This is a genomic window from Fulvivirga kasyanovii (assembly GCF_009711405.1).
Lineage (GTDB): Bacteria > Bacteroidota > Bacteroidia > Cytophagales > Cyclobacteriaceae > Fulvivirga > Fulvivirga kasyanovii.
In genome coordinates this window covers 1-15,830 of sequence record NZ_SMLW01000666.1, presented here as the reverse complement: position 1 = coordinate 15,830, position 15,830 = coordinate 1, and the positions used below count along the sequence as shown (strand labels likewise).

General features: G+C 44.1%; 12 protein-coding genes. 8 read left to right on the top strand and 4 right to left on the bottom strand.

Annotation, left to right across the window (positions count from 1 at the left end; all coding sequences use genetic code 11):
- Nucleotides 1-15: 15 nt before the first annotated feature.
- From nadC to E1163_RS26495, 7 genes are all read left to right on the top strand, one after another.
- Complete coding sequence (gene nadC / locus E1163_RS26525; protein ID WP_155176130.1) at nucleotides 16-873, top strand: carboxylating nicotinate-nucleotide diphosphorylase; 858 nt, start codon at nucleotides 16-18, stop codon at nucleotides 871-873.
- 109 nt (nucleotides 874-982) lie between these two features.
- A complete protein-coding gene (locus tag E1163_RS26520; protein ID WP_155176129.1) occupies nucleotides 983-1,459 on the top strand; it encodes a YcxB family protein in 477 nt (158 codons plus the stop codon).
- A 71-nt stretch (nucleotides 1,460-1,530) separates the two neighbouring features.
- Nucleotides 1,531-1,998: a regulatory protein RecX gene (locus E1163_RS26515; protein WP_155176127.1), complete on the top strand. Its 468-nt coding sequence runs from the start codon at nucleotides 1,531-1,533 to the stop codon at nucleotides 1,996-1,998.
- Between the two features lie 78 nt (nucleotides 1,999-2,076).
- Nucleotides 2,077-2,523 carry a YHS domain-containing (seleno)protein gene (locus tag E1163_RS26510; RefSeq protein WP_155176126.1) on the top strand — a complete coding sequence of 149 codons (447 nt, stop codon included), beginning with the start codon at nucleotides 2,077-2,079 and terminating at the stop codon, nucleotides 2,521-2,523.
- Nucleotides 2,524-2,605: 82 nt separating this feature from the next.
- The gene (locus E1163_RS26505) at nucleotides 2,606-3,130 is read left to right on the top strand and encodes a hypothetical protein (protein ID WP_155176124.1); all 525 of its coding nucleotides are present in this window, start codon (nucleotides 2,606-2,608) and stop codon (nucleotides 3,128-3,130) included.
- Between the two features lie 17 nt (nucleotides 3,131-3,147).
- Complete coding sequence (locus E1163_RS26500) at nucleotides 3,148-4,188, top strand: ATP-grasp domain-containing protein (RefSeq protein WP_155176122.1); 1,041 nt, start codon at nucleotides 3,148-3,150, stop codon at nucleotides 4,186-4,188.
- A 10-nt stretch (nucleotides 4,189-4,198) separates the two neighbouring features.
- On the top strand, nucleotides 4,199-4,813 hold the full coding sequence (locus E1163_RS26495; RefSeq protein ID WP_155176120.1) for a LysE family transporter: 615 nt from the start codon (nucleotides 4,199-4,201) through the stop codon (nucleotides 4,811-4,813).
- Here E1163_RS26495 and E1163_RS26490 read toward each other — a convergent pair.
- Nucleotides 4,805-5,419: a DUF4230 domain-containing protein gene (locus E1163_RS26490; RefSeq protein WP_155176118.1), complete on the bottom strand. Its 615-nt coding sequence runs from the start codon at nucleotides 5,417-5,419 to the stop codon at nucleotides 4,805-4,807. The two genes, E1163_RS26495 and E1163_RS26490, sit on opposite strands and share 9 nt — an antisense overlap.
- 93 nt (nucleotides 5,420-5,512) lie before the next feature.
- Here E1163_RS26490 and E1163_RS26485 point away from each other — a divergent pair, with 93 nt between their 5' ends.
- The gene (locus tag E1163_RS26485) at nucleotides 5,513-9,259 is read left to right on the top strand and encodes a hydantoinase B/oxoprolinase family protein (protein WP_155176116.1); all 3,747 of its coding nucleotides are present in this window, start codon (nucleotides 5,513-5,515) and stop codon (nucleotides 9,257-9,259) included.
- Here E1163_RS26485 and E1163_RS26480 read toward each other — a convergent pair.
- The 3 genes from E1163_RS26480 to E1163_RS26470 all read right to left on the bottom strand — a co-directional run bounded on the left by E1163_RS26480 (nucleotide 9,256) and on the right by E1163_RS26470 (nucleotide 15,660).
- Nucleotides 9,256-10,680: a rubredoxin gene (locus E1163_RS26480; RefSeq protein ID WP_155176115.1), complete on the bottom strand. Its 1,425-nt coding sequence runs from the start codon at nucleotides 10,678-10,680 to the stop codon at nucleotides 9,256-9,258. The two genes, E1163_RS26485 and E1163_RS26480, sit on opposite strands and share 4 nt — an antisense overlap.
- A 67-nt stretch (nucleotides 10,681-10,747) precedes the next feature.
- Entirely contained in the window at nucleotides 10,748-14,263 is a 3,516-nt protein-coding gene (locus E1163_RS26475) for a nitrate reductase (RefSeq protein WP_155176113.1), read from the bottom strand.
- Between the two features lie 44 nt (nucleotides 14,264-14,307).
- Complete coding sequence (locus E1163_RS26470) at nucleotides 14,308-15,660, bottom strand: NarK family nitrate/nitrite MFS transporter (RefSeq protein WP_155176111.1); 1,353 nt, start codon at nucleotides 15,658-15,660, stop codon at nucleotides 14,308-14,310.
- Between the last annotated feature and the right edge of the window lie 170 nt (nucleotides 15,661-15,830).

Genomic DNA, 15,830 nt, shown 5'->3' with positions numbered 1-15,830 from the left:
TTTTATTTTTGCAGGATGGAATTAAGCTATTTGTCTGAGCAGGCTATTGATAAGTTTATCACGGAGGCTTTACAGGAAGATGTAGGTGACGGCGATCATTCTTCCCTGGCGGCTATTCCGGCAGAAAGCAAGAGCAAGGCCCAGCTCCTGATTAAGGATGAAGGTATCATTGCAGGCATTGCTTTAGCAGAAAAAATCTTCGACAAGTTTGATAATACACTTGTGGTCAATACACTCATCCGGGATGGAGAAAGTGTAAAGAAGGGAGATGTCGGTTTTACGGTGGAAGGCTCGGCCAGATCCATACTCACCTGTGAAAGACTGGTGCTGAATTGCATGCAACGCATGAGTGGCATAGCCACCTACACCGATGAAATGACCACTTTGATAAAAGGTACTACAGCCAAACTTCTGGATACCAGGAAGACCACTCCAAATTTCAGGATTGCCGAAAAATGGGCTGTAGCCATCGGAGGTGGCACCAATCATCGTTTTGGCCTGTATGATATGGTGATGCTAAAGGACAACCACATAGACTTTGCAGGTGGCATTGAAAAAGCTATAAAAGCCACTAAGAAATACCTAGCCGACACGGGTCGAAATCTTAAAATTGAAGTAGAAACCAGAAATCTTCAGGAAGTGGAAGAGGTGGTAAAAACCGGTGGCATTGATATTATTATGCTTGACAACATGATCCCTTCGGTAATGAAGGATGCTATAAGAATCATAGACGGGAAATATCAAACCGAGGCAAGTGGTGGAATTACAGAGAGAAACATCCGGGAGGTGGCAGAATGCGGGGTTGATTTCATATCAGTGGGCGCATTGACCCATTCCGTTAAAAGTTTGGATATCAGTCTCAAAGCTATATAACCTTGAAAGGCCGGAGAAACATCATCTTTATCTTTCTGGAGGCTGTATTGTTCACGCTAATTTTCATTTCATTTTTTTATCATTGTTCTTAAATAATTTAAAATAGATTATGATCGTAAAAACTAAGAAGTACAAACTTGAGAGTGGTACTTATATTAAACTGGCGTTAAAAAATGTACTAAAGCAGCAGTGGTGGGTATTTTTGATTGCCCTGGCTATATGTGCCGGGTATCTCTGGATCCCTAATATGTGGTGGTTTATAGGTGCAGGTATTGCATTGGTACTTTATATACTCTTCTGGCTCATCCAGTTTGCCGGGGTTACTCAACTCGAACAAACCAAAATGCTTTTCGAAAAACTGGCTTATGAAATCAACAGTCAGCAAATATTGGTAAAACTAAATGCCAGACAGGGCATGCCTATAAAGTGGGATCAAATAAAAAAAGCGAACGTAGCTAAAGATCATTTTGTCTTAATAGTTAACAAAGCCCAGCTTATCCACCTGCCTTACAGGATATTTAATAATGACAACGACAGGAAGTTTGTTGAAAGTATTTTGAAACGCAAAGGCCTGATAAAATCTTAATTTCTATTCGCCGTTCACTGTTTACAGTTTTTACGGTGAACAGAAAATCTATAAACAGTGAACGGTAACTCATGAAACCCAAGCAACCTCTTACTGTAAAAGAAGCCAAATTAAAAGCCGCCGACTACTGCGCTTATCAGGAGAGGACCCAGCAGCAGGTACGTGACAAGTTGTTTGACCTGGGCCTCACCAGCGATGAAGTTGAAGATGTACTTACCGACCTGATCACCGAGGGGTTCATTAACGAAGAGCGATTTGCCATTAGCTACGCAGGCGGTAAATTCAGAATGAAAAAATGGGGCAGGATTAAAATCACCCATCACCTCAAAGCCCTTAATATCTCAGATTACTGCATCAACCGTGGTCTTGCAGAAATTGATGAAGAGGATTACCGGGAGACATTGCATCAGTTGCTAGAGAAGAAAAGACAATCTGTAAGTGGTGAAAACCAGTACGTCATGGGCAAAAAAATAGCCTCCTTCCTGATACAAAAAGGGTATGAACCTCACCTGGTTTGGGACCTCATCCGTGAGCTATAGCACATTCCAAATTGTACGGAAGGCGACAGTATGGTTCGTTTGCACAACCCGGGTCCATTAATTGCAGTTAAATCTCTCATGAGACCCATCATTACATTTATCATCCTATTCATTGCCGTGGGAAACAGTTTCTCGCAGGGCAATAAGCATTTTAATATCAAAAAAGGTGTAGCTATAGAGGGATATGACCCCGTAAGCTATTTCGACCATAACCCGGAAAAAGGTAAGGAATCAATCAGCTATAGTTACAAGGATGTAACTTATTTGTTTACCTCTGACGCAAACCGTCTAAAATTCATCGACTCACCGGACTATTACATCCCACAATATGGAGGCTGGTGCGCATATGCCATTGGTGAAAATGGAAAGAAAGTGAAAATAGACCCGGAAACCTACAAAATCAAAGACGGAAGGCTCTATTTATTCTATAATTTCAGCGGCTATAATACGCTTGAAGACTGGAACAAAAATGAGGAGCCACTACTTAAATCAGCGGACGCTAACTGGAAGAAAATCACCCAATAACCCATAGAATAACCATTTGAAGAAAAGATGTGCTTTACATGCACAGTTTCTACTATCTTTGATTCTTGACTTATTGAAAAAGATGAAATTAATTGATGCTTGCAAAGATATTCTTGACCAACTATCTGTTGTGGTCAGAGATATAAAAGAGGATGATTTCAGAAAAGAAGTACCAACCTTAAATAACTCTACTATTGGTCAGCATATCAGGCATACTTTAGAATTTTTTATTTGTCTGAAGAATAATAGCACTACGGGTATTATCAATTACGATAATCGCGACCACGACCACCTTATAGAAACGGATAAGCAATTAGCATTAAGCATTATAAATGAGCTTTCTTCCTTCTTCACTTCCAGCAATGAGAATAAAGAACTTAAACTGGTAGCGAACTACTGCTTAAACGATGACCAGGTTGAACTGATAGAAACCAATTTTCTCAGGGAGCTGGCTTACAACATCGAGCATGCGATACATCATATGGCCATAATAAAAATAGGCGTAAAGGAAATAGCTGCATATATCGAGCTTCCGGCACATTTTGGGGTGGCCATTTCAACCATAAAATTTCAGAAAACCAGGCTGGCATCTGCCAAACAGGTATAGGTGTATAAACTGAAGTTATGCAGTGGTTTAGCAGGTTGTGGAGAAGTAATTTCCTTATAAGAGTTCGCAGTTGGGAATATTGGCCGTTTGAAGTGGTCTACTTACCTATCTTCGGTTACTGGGCGTGGTTATCTATTAAAGCGCGCTCCATGTTTTTCTTTACCGCCTCCAATCCGGGCATAGAAAATGGCGGCTTGTTAGGTGAATCGAAATTCAAGATACTGACCAAAATACCCGATGACTTGGTCCCCAAAACCTTGTACTTCCCGGCACGAACTTCTACAGATGAGATGGTAGAGAAAATGGCTGATCATGCCATATCCTTTCCTGTTATATGTAAGCCGGATATAGGTGAGAGGGGTTGGAGGGTAGAAAAAGTAACTGACAAGGCTTCTCTCAATGCCTATTCAAGCAATAGTACAACCGGTTTCATTTTGCAGGAATATGTAGATCTTCCTGTCGAAGCAGGTATATTCTATTACCGGCACCCGCAGGAAAGCCGGGGAAAAGTAAGCTCAGTAGTATTGAAAGAGATGCTTCAGGTAACCGGTAATGGCAAGGACACGCTGAAAACACTTATTCTCGCCAATGACCGGGCCAAGCTGCAATGGAATACCTTACAGATTAAGTTTAAGGACGAACTGGAAACCACACTTAAACCGGGAGAAGTTAAAGAGCTTGTATCCATTGGCAACCACTGCAAAGGCACAAAATTCCTTAACGGCAATCACCTCATTTGCAATGAGTTGGAAAGAACTTTTGACAGCATATGCAACCAAATCGATGGCTTCTTTTATGGCAGGTTTGATCTAAGGGCTGCCTCTCTGCAAGATATTAAGGCCGGTAAAGTCAAGATCATGGAATTAAACGGAGCGGGTGCAGAACCTTCTCACATTTACCATCCCGGCTTTTCACTGAGGGAAGGCTACCGGGTGCTATTTCATCACTGGAAGGTACTTTATCAAATTAGTGAGGCCAATCATAAGCTTGGAGTTCCTTATCTTTCCGTAAAGCAAGGCTGGTCTGAATACAAAAGACTAAAGGCCATCGACAAATAAAAGCACTATTTTGACACTGATTTTTTTAATAGCGTTCATTTTCAGCTTTTTGGGCTCCATTCCTCCCGGATCCATTAACCTGAGTGTGATCCAGCTCTCTCTGGATGGCAGGCTTAGTGCGGCACTACGGTTTGCTATTGCAGCGGCGCTTATTGAATTTCCCTATGCTTTTATTGCCGTGCAGTTTGAAGGATGGATCACATCATCACCCGTAATTATCAACAACTTCAAACTTATTGCAGCATCGGTCATGCTCCTTTTAGGCGTAGTCAATCTTTGGCCCCAGAAAAAATCTCCTTCCAAAATGATGGAAACCATCCGGAACAGCGGCTTCAGAAAGGGTGTGATCATCAGCTTACTGAACCCACTGGCCATACCTTTTTGGATTGGCATCACGGCTTACCTCAAACACCAGGGCTGGGTCAGGCTGGCATCTATTGATCAGGTATTCGTTTATGTATTGGGTATCGCTGTAGGCACCTTCTTTCTTCTGGCTTTACTGGCACTGTTGGCCAAAAGGTTAAGGCCGGTTATTGCCAAAAGTGAATTCATCAAAATCATTCCCGGAGTCGTTTTCCTCCTGCTGGGGTCGTACGCTCTTCTTCAGTTTTTTGAGTTAGTTTAGGTCAATTTCCACCTCCTCTATTCTGGTAGTCAGTATTACTTTATGACCACTGATCTGCTCCAACAAAGGTTTCAATATAGTTTCAGCATTTTCTCGGGTTTGCTCCAATATCCCTGAGTTCAATGCAGAAGCCTTAATTTCCCTCTCAGCATGCTTGTATGCCTTCTGAATAAACTTCTTTTCATCCTTCATGGGATTAGTCTGCAGAGAATAGATACGGGTTTTCTCCATATCCAGTTTGTAATAACAAATTTCTGGAGAAGGCAGCTTCACATATAACGTGTCATTTTCCAACACGAGATCGCTCTCCCTGATCTTTGTCAGATCAATACAGCCCACCGCCTGGCCTTCACTGATCAGTGCTATTTTAGAGTCTGGCCCAAGTTTGAAAAACCGAAAATATTCCTTACTCACCTCGGTTACTTCCGTTATTTCTTTGAAATTATACTTTACCAGCTCCAGCTTGCCCAGCGTTTCTATTTCCTGAAGTATCGCACTTCTGTTGATCACCGTTTCCACATTTTGATCCGACTTATAGGTGATGTAAGCCCAAATACCGAGGAGAATGATAATTAGCCAGGGGAATATCTTTAGAATTATTCGCATTTATCTTAACTATTTGCTGCCGTCCTAATTTAATAATTATAAGAAGGATATTTTGTTCAGTGCTTGTTATCTTTCTGCTAAAGTCAATTACTTATGTGGCAAATTTCAATAGACACCGGAGGAACATTTACCGACTGCCTTGGCCTTTCTCCCGAAGGGCAAATGAAGAGGCTAAAGATTCTCAGCAGCAGCAATTTACGAGGTTTGGTTACAGAGCAGTTGGATCCACATACACTTAAGGCCGACTTCAACTGGCATATCCGACAGGATATTTTTGAAGGATTCGGATTTGAAGTCCTCGGAAGTGGTGAAAAGTCAATCATTCAAAGTATTGATTTTGACACGAACATTATAAAGCTACAATCTCCGGTAAGCGTTGAGCAAGCCATTGAATTCCAGATTTCTTCCTATGAAGAAGTACCGGTACTTGCCGCACGGCTACTCACCTCAACCCCACTGAAAAAAAACCTTCCGGCATTGATCATGAGGCTTGGCTCTACCAGAGGAACCAATGCGCTGCTGGAAAGGAAAGGCGCTGATGTTCTGTTTATAACTACTAAAGGTTTTAAAGACCTCATTAGCATAGGAAACCAACAGCGGCCGGAGCTTTTTGCTCTTAACATCATAAAGCCTGATCCGCTGTATAAAAATGTTATCGAGATTAACGAAAGGCTGGACAGAGATGGTAATGTACTTACGGAACCGGATTTGGGTGACCTGGAAAAGGAACTTTCATCGATACCTAAAAACAGTTCTGTTGCCATAGCATTGATGAATAGCTATAAAAATCCCTTACACGAAAAGCTGCTTGAGAAAGCCTTGATCAACAATGGCTTTGAGTATGTCAGCCGATCATCTGCACTATCTACCAATATCAAAATACTGCCACGGGCTGAAACAGCCATAGCCAATGCTTATCTGCTACCTATTATTAGCAGTTATATTAAGGGTATTGAAAAATACATTAAAAATGGCAGGCTGCATGTCATGACCAGCGCGGGGGCAGTGGTCAATGCCCACCTCTTTACGCCAAAAGACAGTCTCTTAAGCGGCCCTGCAGGGGGGATTGTGGGAGCCAAAACGGTTGCCGAAAAATCGGGCTTTAACAAAATATTGACCTTTGACATGGGAGGCACCAGCACGGACGTGGCCGTGTACAATGATGGTTATGATTATCAATACGAAACTAAAGTCGGAGATGCACACATCCTGAGCCCCTGTCTGTCCATAGAAACTATTGCAGCCGGGGGTGGGTCTATTTGCTCCTTTGCCCAAGGAGTACTGACTGTAGGGCCTGAAAGTGCAGGCGCTATGCCCGGTCCTGCCTGTTACGGAGCCGGCGGCCTGCTTACCATCACGGACCTCAACCTGCTCTGTGGTCGGTTAGTGGAAGAAAATTTCAGTATTCCCCTGAATAAAAAGCACGCTGAAGAGGCGTTGGATCGTGTTATGCTTGCATTGAAAAACGGTGAAGTCAAACCTGACAGAACCGGACTCCTAAACTCTTTTCTCACCATAGCCAATGAAAAAATGGCCGAGGCCATAAAGAAGGTTTCTGTCAGGAAAGGTTATGAACCTAAAAACTATACATTGGTTACCTATGGAGGAGCCGGAGGCCAGCATTCCTGTGCCATTGCCGAACTTTTGGATATTCAATCCATTCTTATCCCTTATGATGCCGGGCTGCTCAGCGCCTATGGCATTAGTGAGGCTGATATTGAGGCCTTTGCGGAAAAACAGTTGCTGACCGGTTTAAATGCTGCATTGTCCGATATGGATAAATGGTGGACTGAACTGCAACAGCATGCCTATACCAAACTGGAAAAGCAAGGGGTTGAAGCCCGGAATATTCACGTGAAAAAAAAGCTGGCCTACTTACGTTATCGAGGACAGGAAAACACTGTTGAAATAGAGGTACAGGATGACAGTGATTACTTTCAATCCTTCAAAGAGGCTTACAAAAAGATCTATGGACACTGGCTGGAGGGACAAACGGTGGAAGTGGAATCCATCAAGCTCATTGCTTCATCAAAAAAGGCAGAGAAACATACAGCCGATTATCGTGTGGTCGAATACGCTCCTGAGCCTTCTGGGAAACAACCATGCCTCACCTCCAGGGGCTGGCTGGAAGCCCAGACTTATGTTTGGGAAAAGCTTAAACCAGGTGCTATTATTCATGGACCGGCCATTGTGGTGAGTCAGAACTGTACCGTTTTTATTGAGGTCAACTGGCAGTTTTTACTTGACCAAAACAACCATGCGGTTATGGAAAGGACAGCGGAAAATTCCAATAAAAAAGAAATTTCCACACCAGAGGCAGCAAGTATCGAGCTTTTCAAAAACAGGTTTATTGGCATAGTGGAAGAGATGGGTGCTCTGCTGGAAAGGACATCATTTTCTGTGAATGTCAAAGAAAGGCTCGACTTCTCCTGCGCATTACTGGACGCTGACGGTGAGCTGATCGTAAATGCACCTCATATTCCCGTGCACCTGGGTAGCATGGGTATCTGCGTACGAAAGGTAAAAGAGCACATGTCTATTGAAGAGGGCGATGTTATTATTACAAATCATCCAGCCTATGGAGGTTCGCACTTGCCAGACATTACACTCATCAGCGGGGTGTTTGAAAACGGAGAACTGACAGGCTATGTAGCCAACCGGGCACATCATGCCGAAATAGGCGGTAAAACGCCCGGCTCCATGCCCACTGACGCTACTCAACTGGATCAGGAAGGTGTAATTATTGAGCCTATGTACCTGGCAAAAAAAGGAACCTTTTACTGGGATGAGATTAAGAGGCTGCTTGCGCATGCTCCTTATCCATCTCGCGCGGTTGATGAAAATATTGCTGACCTCAAAGGTGGCGTAGCCGCCTTACAAGCCGGCATTACAGGTTTGAAAAAGCTATGTGTCTCCTACTCCGCCGGTGAAGTTAAGCAGCACATGCATCTCCTGAAAAGCTATGTGAGCAGTAAGCTTTTGCAAAAGGTTAAACCACTGTACGGCCATACTTTTACCGCCACTGAAACACTGGATGACGGCCACCGTCTTCAGGTTTACATTAGTATTGATCAGGATAAAATTTTATTTGACTTCTCCGGAACAAGTGATGTTCACCCAAAAAATCTCAACGCAACTGAAGCCATTGTCAACAGTGTGGTGCTTTATGTATTGCGCCTGCTTATGGATGAAGACCTGCCCTTGAATGAAGGGCTTCTTCAAAAAGTGGAAATGAAGATACCTCATGGCATGCTCAATCCTGATTTTGCCCATCTTACCCCTGCTCCTGCTGTGGTAGGAGGCAATACCGAAGTAAGCCAGCGGTTGACGGACACACTTCTTAAAGCCCTCAGGTTATCAGCTTGTAGCCAGGGAACCATGAACAATCTGCTATTCGGTGACGATAACTTTGGCTATTATGAAACGATATGTGGCGGTACCGGTGCAGGCAAAGGGTTTCATGGACAGGATGCAGTACACCAGCACATGACCAATACGCGTATTACCGACCCTGAAATTATGGAATGGCGCTACCCGGTAAGGCTTGACAAATTTGAGATCAGGAAAAATTCCGGAGGGAATGGAAAATGGAAAGGAGGGAACGGTATTATCAGGGAGATAACCTTTCTCAAACCCCTGGAGATGACCATACTTTCGCAGCATCGGATTCAGCAACCTTATGGCCTCGAAGGTGGTGAAGAAGGGAAATGTGGCGAACAGTATATCATTACCACCTCGGGTGAAAAAGAAATACTTGAAGGCATCGACAGCAAAAAACTTAATCCCGGAGATAAGTTTGTGGTTAAAACACCCGGCGGTGGCGGCTACGGGAAGCCTTAGGCAGGGGAAAGTAGCTTTTCATAAAGCGTTTTGTCTCCTCCGCAAAGTGAACACTTGTAATCGTCAGGAAGTTTTTCAAAAGGTGTTCCTGCCACTATACCCGCAGTTTCATCCCCGTATGCTTCATTATACAGCGTAAGGCAATTCTTACACTGATAGACATTTGCATGTTCTTCTTTCTGCCTGTTTATGGAGGAGGGTTTCACAGTCACATGCTCTTCGAGGCTTTCATAGTAAAGGTGGCTCAATTCTATGAGCAGCGGAGCGATAACATCTTTGACCACACCTTTCGCATAATAGTTGTATTCCATCGAGTTGGGGTCAAAGTTCTTGGAGTATAATATGTTAAACATATCATCATTTTCAAGATCTTTTTCTATCACAATGGAAGTAAAAAGCGTGATGTCATCCGTGGTTTTAATCGTAAAGGTCAGGCCATAGGTACTGATATCCTGCTGGTCAAGGGTACGAACCAGATGGTTTTTCAGCTCCAGGGCTTCCTGGTCAAGTGCCGGAAGGTGCCAGTTCAGCTCCAGGGCAGAATGTCTCAGGTTCATACCAAATTTGCCCATCAGCTTTTCCCAGCCTATTTTGTACTTTTCTGAAATCCCTTTGATCACGAATGATTTCCATGGCGTCAGGCTCAGCTTCCCCACTCCTGTAGTAAGGCAACGCTCACAGATAGCCTTAAGGATGTTGATATCAAACTTATTATTTCGCCAGTATAATCCCAGCCAGTATTTATCATCCGGCATACGGTTCATGCCTTCATAATATGGAAAATTAGTATCAGGGAGCACCAGGTTATCCGTTACAGGCTGGCTGTTGAAGTTCAGGTTGCCTATCAGGTCATCATAAACCTGCTGATAGCTGAACTTGTTGTTCACAATATCCATCTCTTCCAGCTTCAGGGAGAGCTTGGCGATATCTTCACTATAAATCAATAAAGGAAACTGCCAGGGCTTCGCCTGTATTTCGGTAAAGCGCAGGTACAGGTACCAGAAGTTTTCCTGGTCAGACGCCAGAAAATTGATCTGCCCTGTAAAAAGTGGTACCAGGCTTTGCGATGGGTCTACAATATTAATCCTTAGCCTGGGGAGATAATTAAAACTATCCAGTACATAATGGTAAATGTGGGAGGCTAACCATTTTTTACTTGGCAAAAGATCAAGCGCCACAAAAGAACTGGCTATATTTTGATATCTGAACGTATCGATCTCATAAGGTGTATTGATACTTTCAAAAGCTTTATCCAGCACCTCCTGAATTGGTTCTTTGACAGAGAAAAGGATATCCTGACGTGATCCGAAATGAATGCATGAGGCGCCCAATGATTGGGCCAGTTCCGTAATTTTCAACAAGTCCCCGGGTGAGATTATCCCTCCCTTTACAAATACCCGAACCAATTCCCGAAGCTTCATATTCTGTTCCTTTATAATTCTGCCTGTTTAAATGTAAGTAAAATAATGATTTTAAAAGATGTTAGCCCTACCCTGCTTCCGACTTCACCAGAGAGTTTTCAAGTATCCTTTGTACTTCCGGTTTACAGCTACCACACCCTAACCCTGCCCCGGTTTTCTGGCATATCTCATTCAATGACTGGCAGCCTTTAGCTATGGCCTGCTCTATATTACCTTTGCCCACATTATTGCAAGAGCAGACCAGCTTTCCGGAGACCGGCTCCGGTCGTTTGTTAGATCTTAAGAGTTGCATCCGCTTTTCAGAAAGTTCTGTTCCGCTATCTATCAGCTCTTTAAACTCTGCAAACTCAAGTTTGTCGCCCATTAGGATAGTCCCTACGAGCTTGTCGCCTTTAACAATACATTTTTTGTAATATAACTGAGACCGGTCAAGAAAGATGATCTCGTCATAATCCTTTGCGTTGGTAGGCACTTCAGGAATTCCTATGGAACAGAGGTCCAGGTGCGAAAATTTCAGAATATTCATGGAAACCGAACCTTTATAAGTGGCAGAAAGATCACCCGAAATATATCTGGCGCAAATATCTGCCTGTTCTTCCGCCGCAGCGGTTATCCCATTTAATTTTTGTTCAAACTCTGCAATCTCTCCCAAAGCAAAAATGCTGCTGTCACTGGTCTGAAGGTAATGATTAACAACAATGCCTCTCCCGCAACTCAAATCTGCGTCTTTGGCCAGTTCGATATTTGGTTTGGTGCCAATGGCATACACTACAGCATCACAATTCAATGATTTACCACTCTGCAGGTTGACTTCCAGCCGCTTACTGTCTTTCAACAACCCTATCTGCTTGACCTGATCATTGGTGTATACAGTGATATCCATGTCTTCAACATATTGCCTAAGGAGCGAACTGGCTGTTGGGTCAAGTTGCCTTTCCATCAATCGGGAACCCAGTTGCACCAGTGTGATATTGACATTCATTTCCCGAAGGGCAGCAGCTATCTCAAGCCCTAGCAGCCCTCCGCCAACCATGAGTACATGCCCTTCTTTTCCCAGGTGAGCTTTCAAATCATCCGCATTTTGACGGTCGCGAATAGTGAAAACACCGGGCAGATACATGGGTGCATCAGGAGGAATAAAGGCACGGCTACCTGTTGCCAGTATCAGCAGATCGTACTCATGCTCCTGTCCATGTTGGTCAGTGACCATTTTACGGCCTCTGTCTATTTTGTCAATGGCGTTCGACAGATGAAGGGTAATGTTGAGTTTTTCCAACTCATCGTACTCGCATTTAAGCAAATCTTCCCAAGCCTTGGTTTCATTCACATATTCCGGCAGGAGTACCCGGTTATAAAATGGCCACGGCTCCCGTGAAAATACATGTAGCTCGTCTTCTTTATTACGCTGCCGGTAAGTATGGATAAAACGATAGGCAGCCGCTCCGGCACCTACAATGACTATCTTTTGACGAGGCTTTTCATATTTCTTTACTTCTACAGCAGAAAATTTAAATCCCGGCTGTTTGGAAACGGGGTCGATACTATCATCGGTCAAATTATTGGCCCGGCCAAAATCCTGCCCCAATAGCTTGCCCCAATGCATGGGAAGGAACACCACGCCAGGTTTAATATTGGTCGTAATGACTGCATTTACCCGTACCTCACCACGATGATTGCTGATCACAACAGGGTCGCCGTCACCAATACCTCTGGCGGCAGCGTCAACCGGGTGCAGTTCGAGAAAAGGGTTGGGCAGATGTTTGTTAAGTTTATTCACCTTCCCTGTTTTTGTCATGGTGTGCCACTGGTCCCTGATGCGACCGGTAGTCAATATCAATGGGTAATCGGACGACACAGGTTCAGCCGCTACACCCGGCGCATTGATCTTGATCTGGGCACGCTGGTTTGGTGTGTAAAATTTGTGATCGGTAAATAGCCTTGACGTACCGGCATGGTTCGAATCGTAGACCGGCCACTGCACAGTTCCCTCCTTTTTTAACCTCTCATAGCTCAGGCCGGAAATATCTATGCTGGACCCTTTGGTGAGTTCACAATACTCCGAATAAATTTCTTCAGCACTTTTAAAGTCAAAACCATGGAATCCCATAGCTTGTGCAAACCTGCAAATAATTTCACTGTCCGGAAGTGCTTCACCAGGAGGCTCTATCACTTGGGATAGATGGCTGATCCGTCTTTCCGAATTGGTCATGGTGCCTTCTTTTTCCAGCCAGGATGCAGCAGGCAGGAGCATGTCTGCATATTTGGCCGTATCACTACGCTCGGAAATGTCCTGTACCACAACAAAGCTGGCATTGGATAGTGCCTCATCTACCAGCCTGGCATTGGGCATGCTAACGGATGGGTTGGTACAAATGATCCAGATGGCTTTCATTTTACCATCACGCAGGGCTTCGAACATTTTTGTTGCGGTTAGTCCGGGCTCTTCCCTGATTTTGTCCACTTTCCAAAAATCGGCCACCTCCTGACGGTGTTGAGGATTGGCCAAATCTTTATGAACGGCCAGAAGGTTGGCCATACCTCCTACTTCCCTTCCCCCCATAGCGTTAGGCTGGCCGGTCAAAGAAAAGGGTCCTGAGCCGGGCTTACCTATGTGCCCTGTTATAAGGTTCAGGTTGAGCAAAGCCAGGTTCTTGTTTACTCCCTGGGTACTCTGGTTCAAACCCATGGCCCACATGGTAATGAAACCTTTTGACCTGCCGATATAATTGGCCGCAAGTTTTATTTCATCCACTGAAACACGACATATGGCAGCGGCTTCTTTCAAGGTCATCTTCATCACCTCTTTTCGGTAGAGGTTAAAACCATCGGTATGATTGAGTATAAATTCTTCGTCGATGTGCCCGTTATCAATCAGGCATCTGCCAATGGCATGGAACAGCACCATATCCGTACCCGGCATGATCTGCAAATGAAGGTCAGCAGACTGACAGGTATCTGTCACCCTCGGGTCAACGACAATGATCTTTGTGTCAGGATTTTTGGCTTTGTGGGCTTCAAGTCTTCTAAAAAGTATAGGATGACACCAGGCAGGGTTAGCCCCTGCAATCAAAAAGCAATCTGCCAGCTCAATATCTTCATAAGCAATAGGTACAGAGTCTTCTCCAAGCGCCTGCTTGTAACCGGCAACGGCAGAACTCATACAGAGCCTGGAGTTGGTATCGATATTATTGGTACCCAGAAAACCTTTGACCAGTTTGTTTACCAGATAGTATTCTTCCGTGAGGCACTGCCCCGAAACATAGAACCCAACCGAATCAGGCCCATGCCGGTCTATTAATGTCTTAAAAACCCTCGCAGCCCTCTGCATAGCTGTATCCCAGGTTGTTTTCTCCAGCGGGTAGCCCTTATTGCCTCTCATATGAGGGTACATCAGCCGGTCAGAACGGTCCATGGCGGTATAATGCAGGTTCATGCCCTTAGAGCAAAGCATGCCTTTATTAACAGGATGGCATTGGTCACCGCTCAGATTTAAACGGTCCCTGCCGTTACGGGTGATCTCAATACCGCACCCTACCCCGCAATAAGAGCATGTTGTTTTATAGGTCTGTTTTAAGTCTGACATAGCTTTTTGGGTCACGTAATGCCTGGAATAGTAAAGTGTTCGGGTTAGGCCATAGCGGCAACAGGTTCTTCTTCGTTAACCAAAGATTCATCCAGTTCTTTTTTAACTTCTTTCTCAGCTTGCACTGAAAACCTTACGAGAAATGTCATGAATGAAACGGAGCTCACTATTATGCCCAGAATCAAAAAAGAGTCAGTCCATTCCAGGCCTGTCAATTCCTTTTTGAAGAGGAACATCCCAGCTACCGCTCCTGCATTACCGCCAGCGCCAACTATACCTGATACAGCGCCCAGGGCTTTTTTATTTATAAATGGAACTACACTGTATGTTGCCCCTTCACTCATCTGCACAAAAAGGCTGAATACCAACAGTGATCCGATAATTGTGGGGATTGTCCCCATTCTGGAAAATAGAACTAAAGTTAAGCCCTCGATAAAAAGTGCCGTAAATAACCACTTTACCCTTCCTGAAAGTCCTGAACCTTTACCAAATTTATCCCCGATCAATCCCCCGAGAGAGCGTGCAAAAATGTTCATCAGTCCGAACAGTCCGGCAACGATACCTGCTGTCGCAAGATCCATGTCAAAGTAGTCGTAGAAATAGAGTGCAGCCTTTGAATTAACAATCAGCTCAACTCCAAAACAGGCCCCGTAAATGAGAAATAATACCCATACGCGATAGTCTTTGCAAACTTCAAGAAAAGATGCCCCGGAACCATCGTCTTTAGATCTTTTACCACTGGCTGTCAGCTCATTGTAATTTCCTTCGGGGGTATCCTGTGTAAAATTCCGGTAAATGATACCCATAACAAAAAGGAGTATCCCGGGTGCCACCATAGCATATCTCCAGGCCAGGTGTTCGGTACCAAATATGGCCAGCGCTCCGGCAAATACAAAGGGCATCACCTGCTGTGTCACACCGCCTCCAAGGTTTCCCCAGCCTGCAGTGGTCGCATTGGCAGTACCCACTACATTAGGAGCAAACATCACCGAAGTATGAAATTGGGTGATCACAAATGAGGCTCCTATGGTTCCAATCAACATTCTAAACAAAAGGAACTGCTCATAATTCTGGGACAATCCGATAAGCATTACAGGTATGGAACCCAGCATAAGCAGCCAGGAGTAAGCAATCCGCGGTCCTATTTTATCACATAGCCAACCAATGATCAGTCGCATAAAAACAGTTGAGGCTACTGCGATCATATTAGCAGTGACTATCTGATCTGTTGTTATCCCCAAGTCATCCCTTACAATAGATAGCATGGGCGCAATACCAAACCATCCAAAAAAGCAAAGGAAAAAAGCCATCCATGTCAGATGGAACGTTCTCATGTGCGGAGCGCTAAAACTTCGCAATTTTATTTTTGTGGCTTTACTGGTTTTTGTGTTCTTCATAATTTTTACGGTTTAGAGGCCAGGTTCACTTTTCAAGTAGCCCAGGTTAAAAGACACCTTGTCCTTATGATTAACAGTTCAGTCAAGATTATTTATACGTAAATATACGTACATTAAATACGTAATAGCAAATTAAATAAGTATAAATACGTAATACAGGTGTGCTTTTT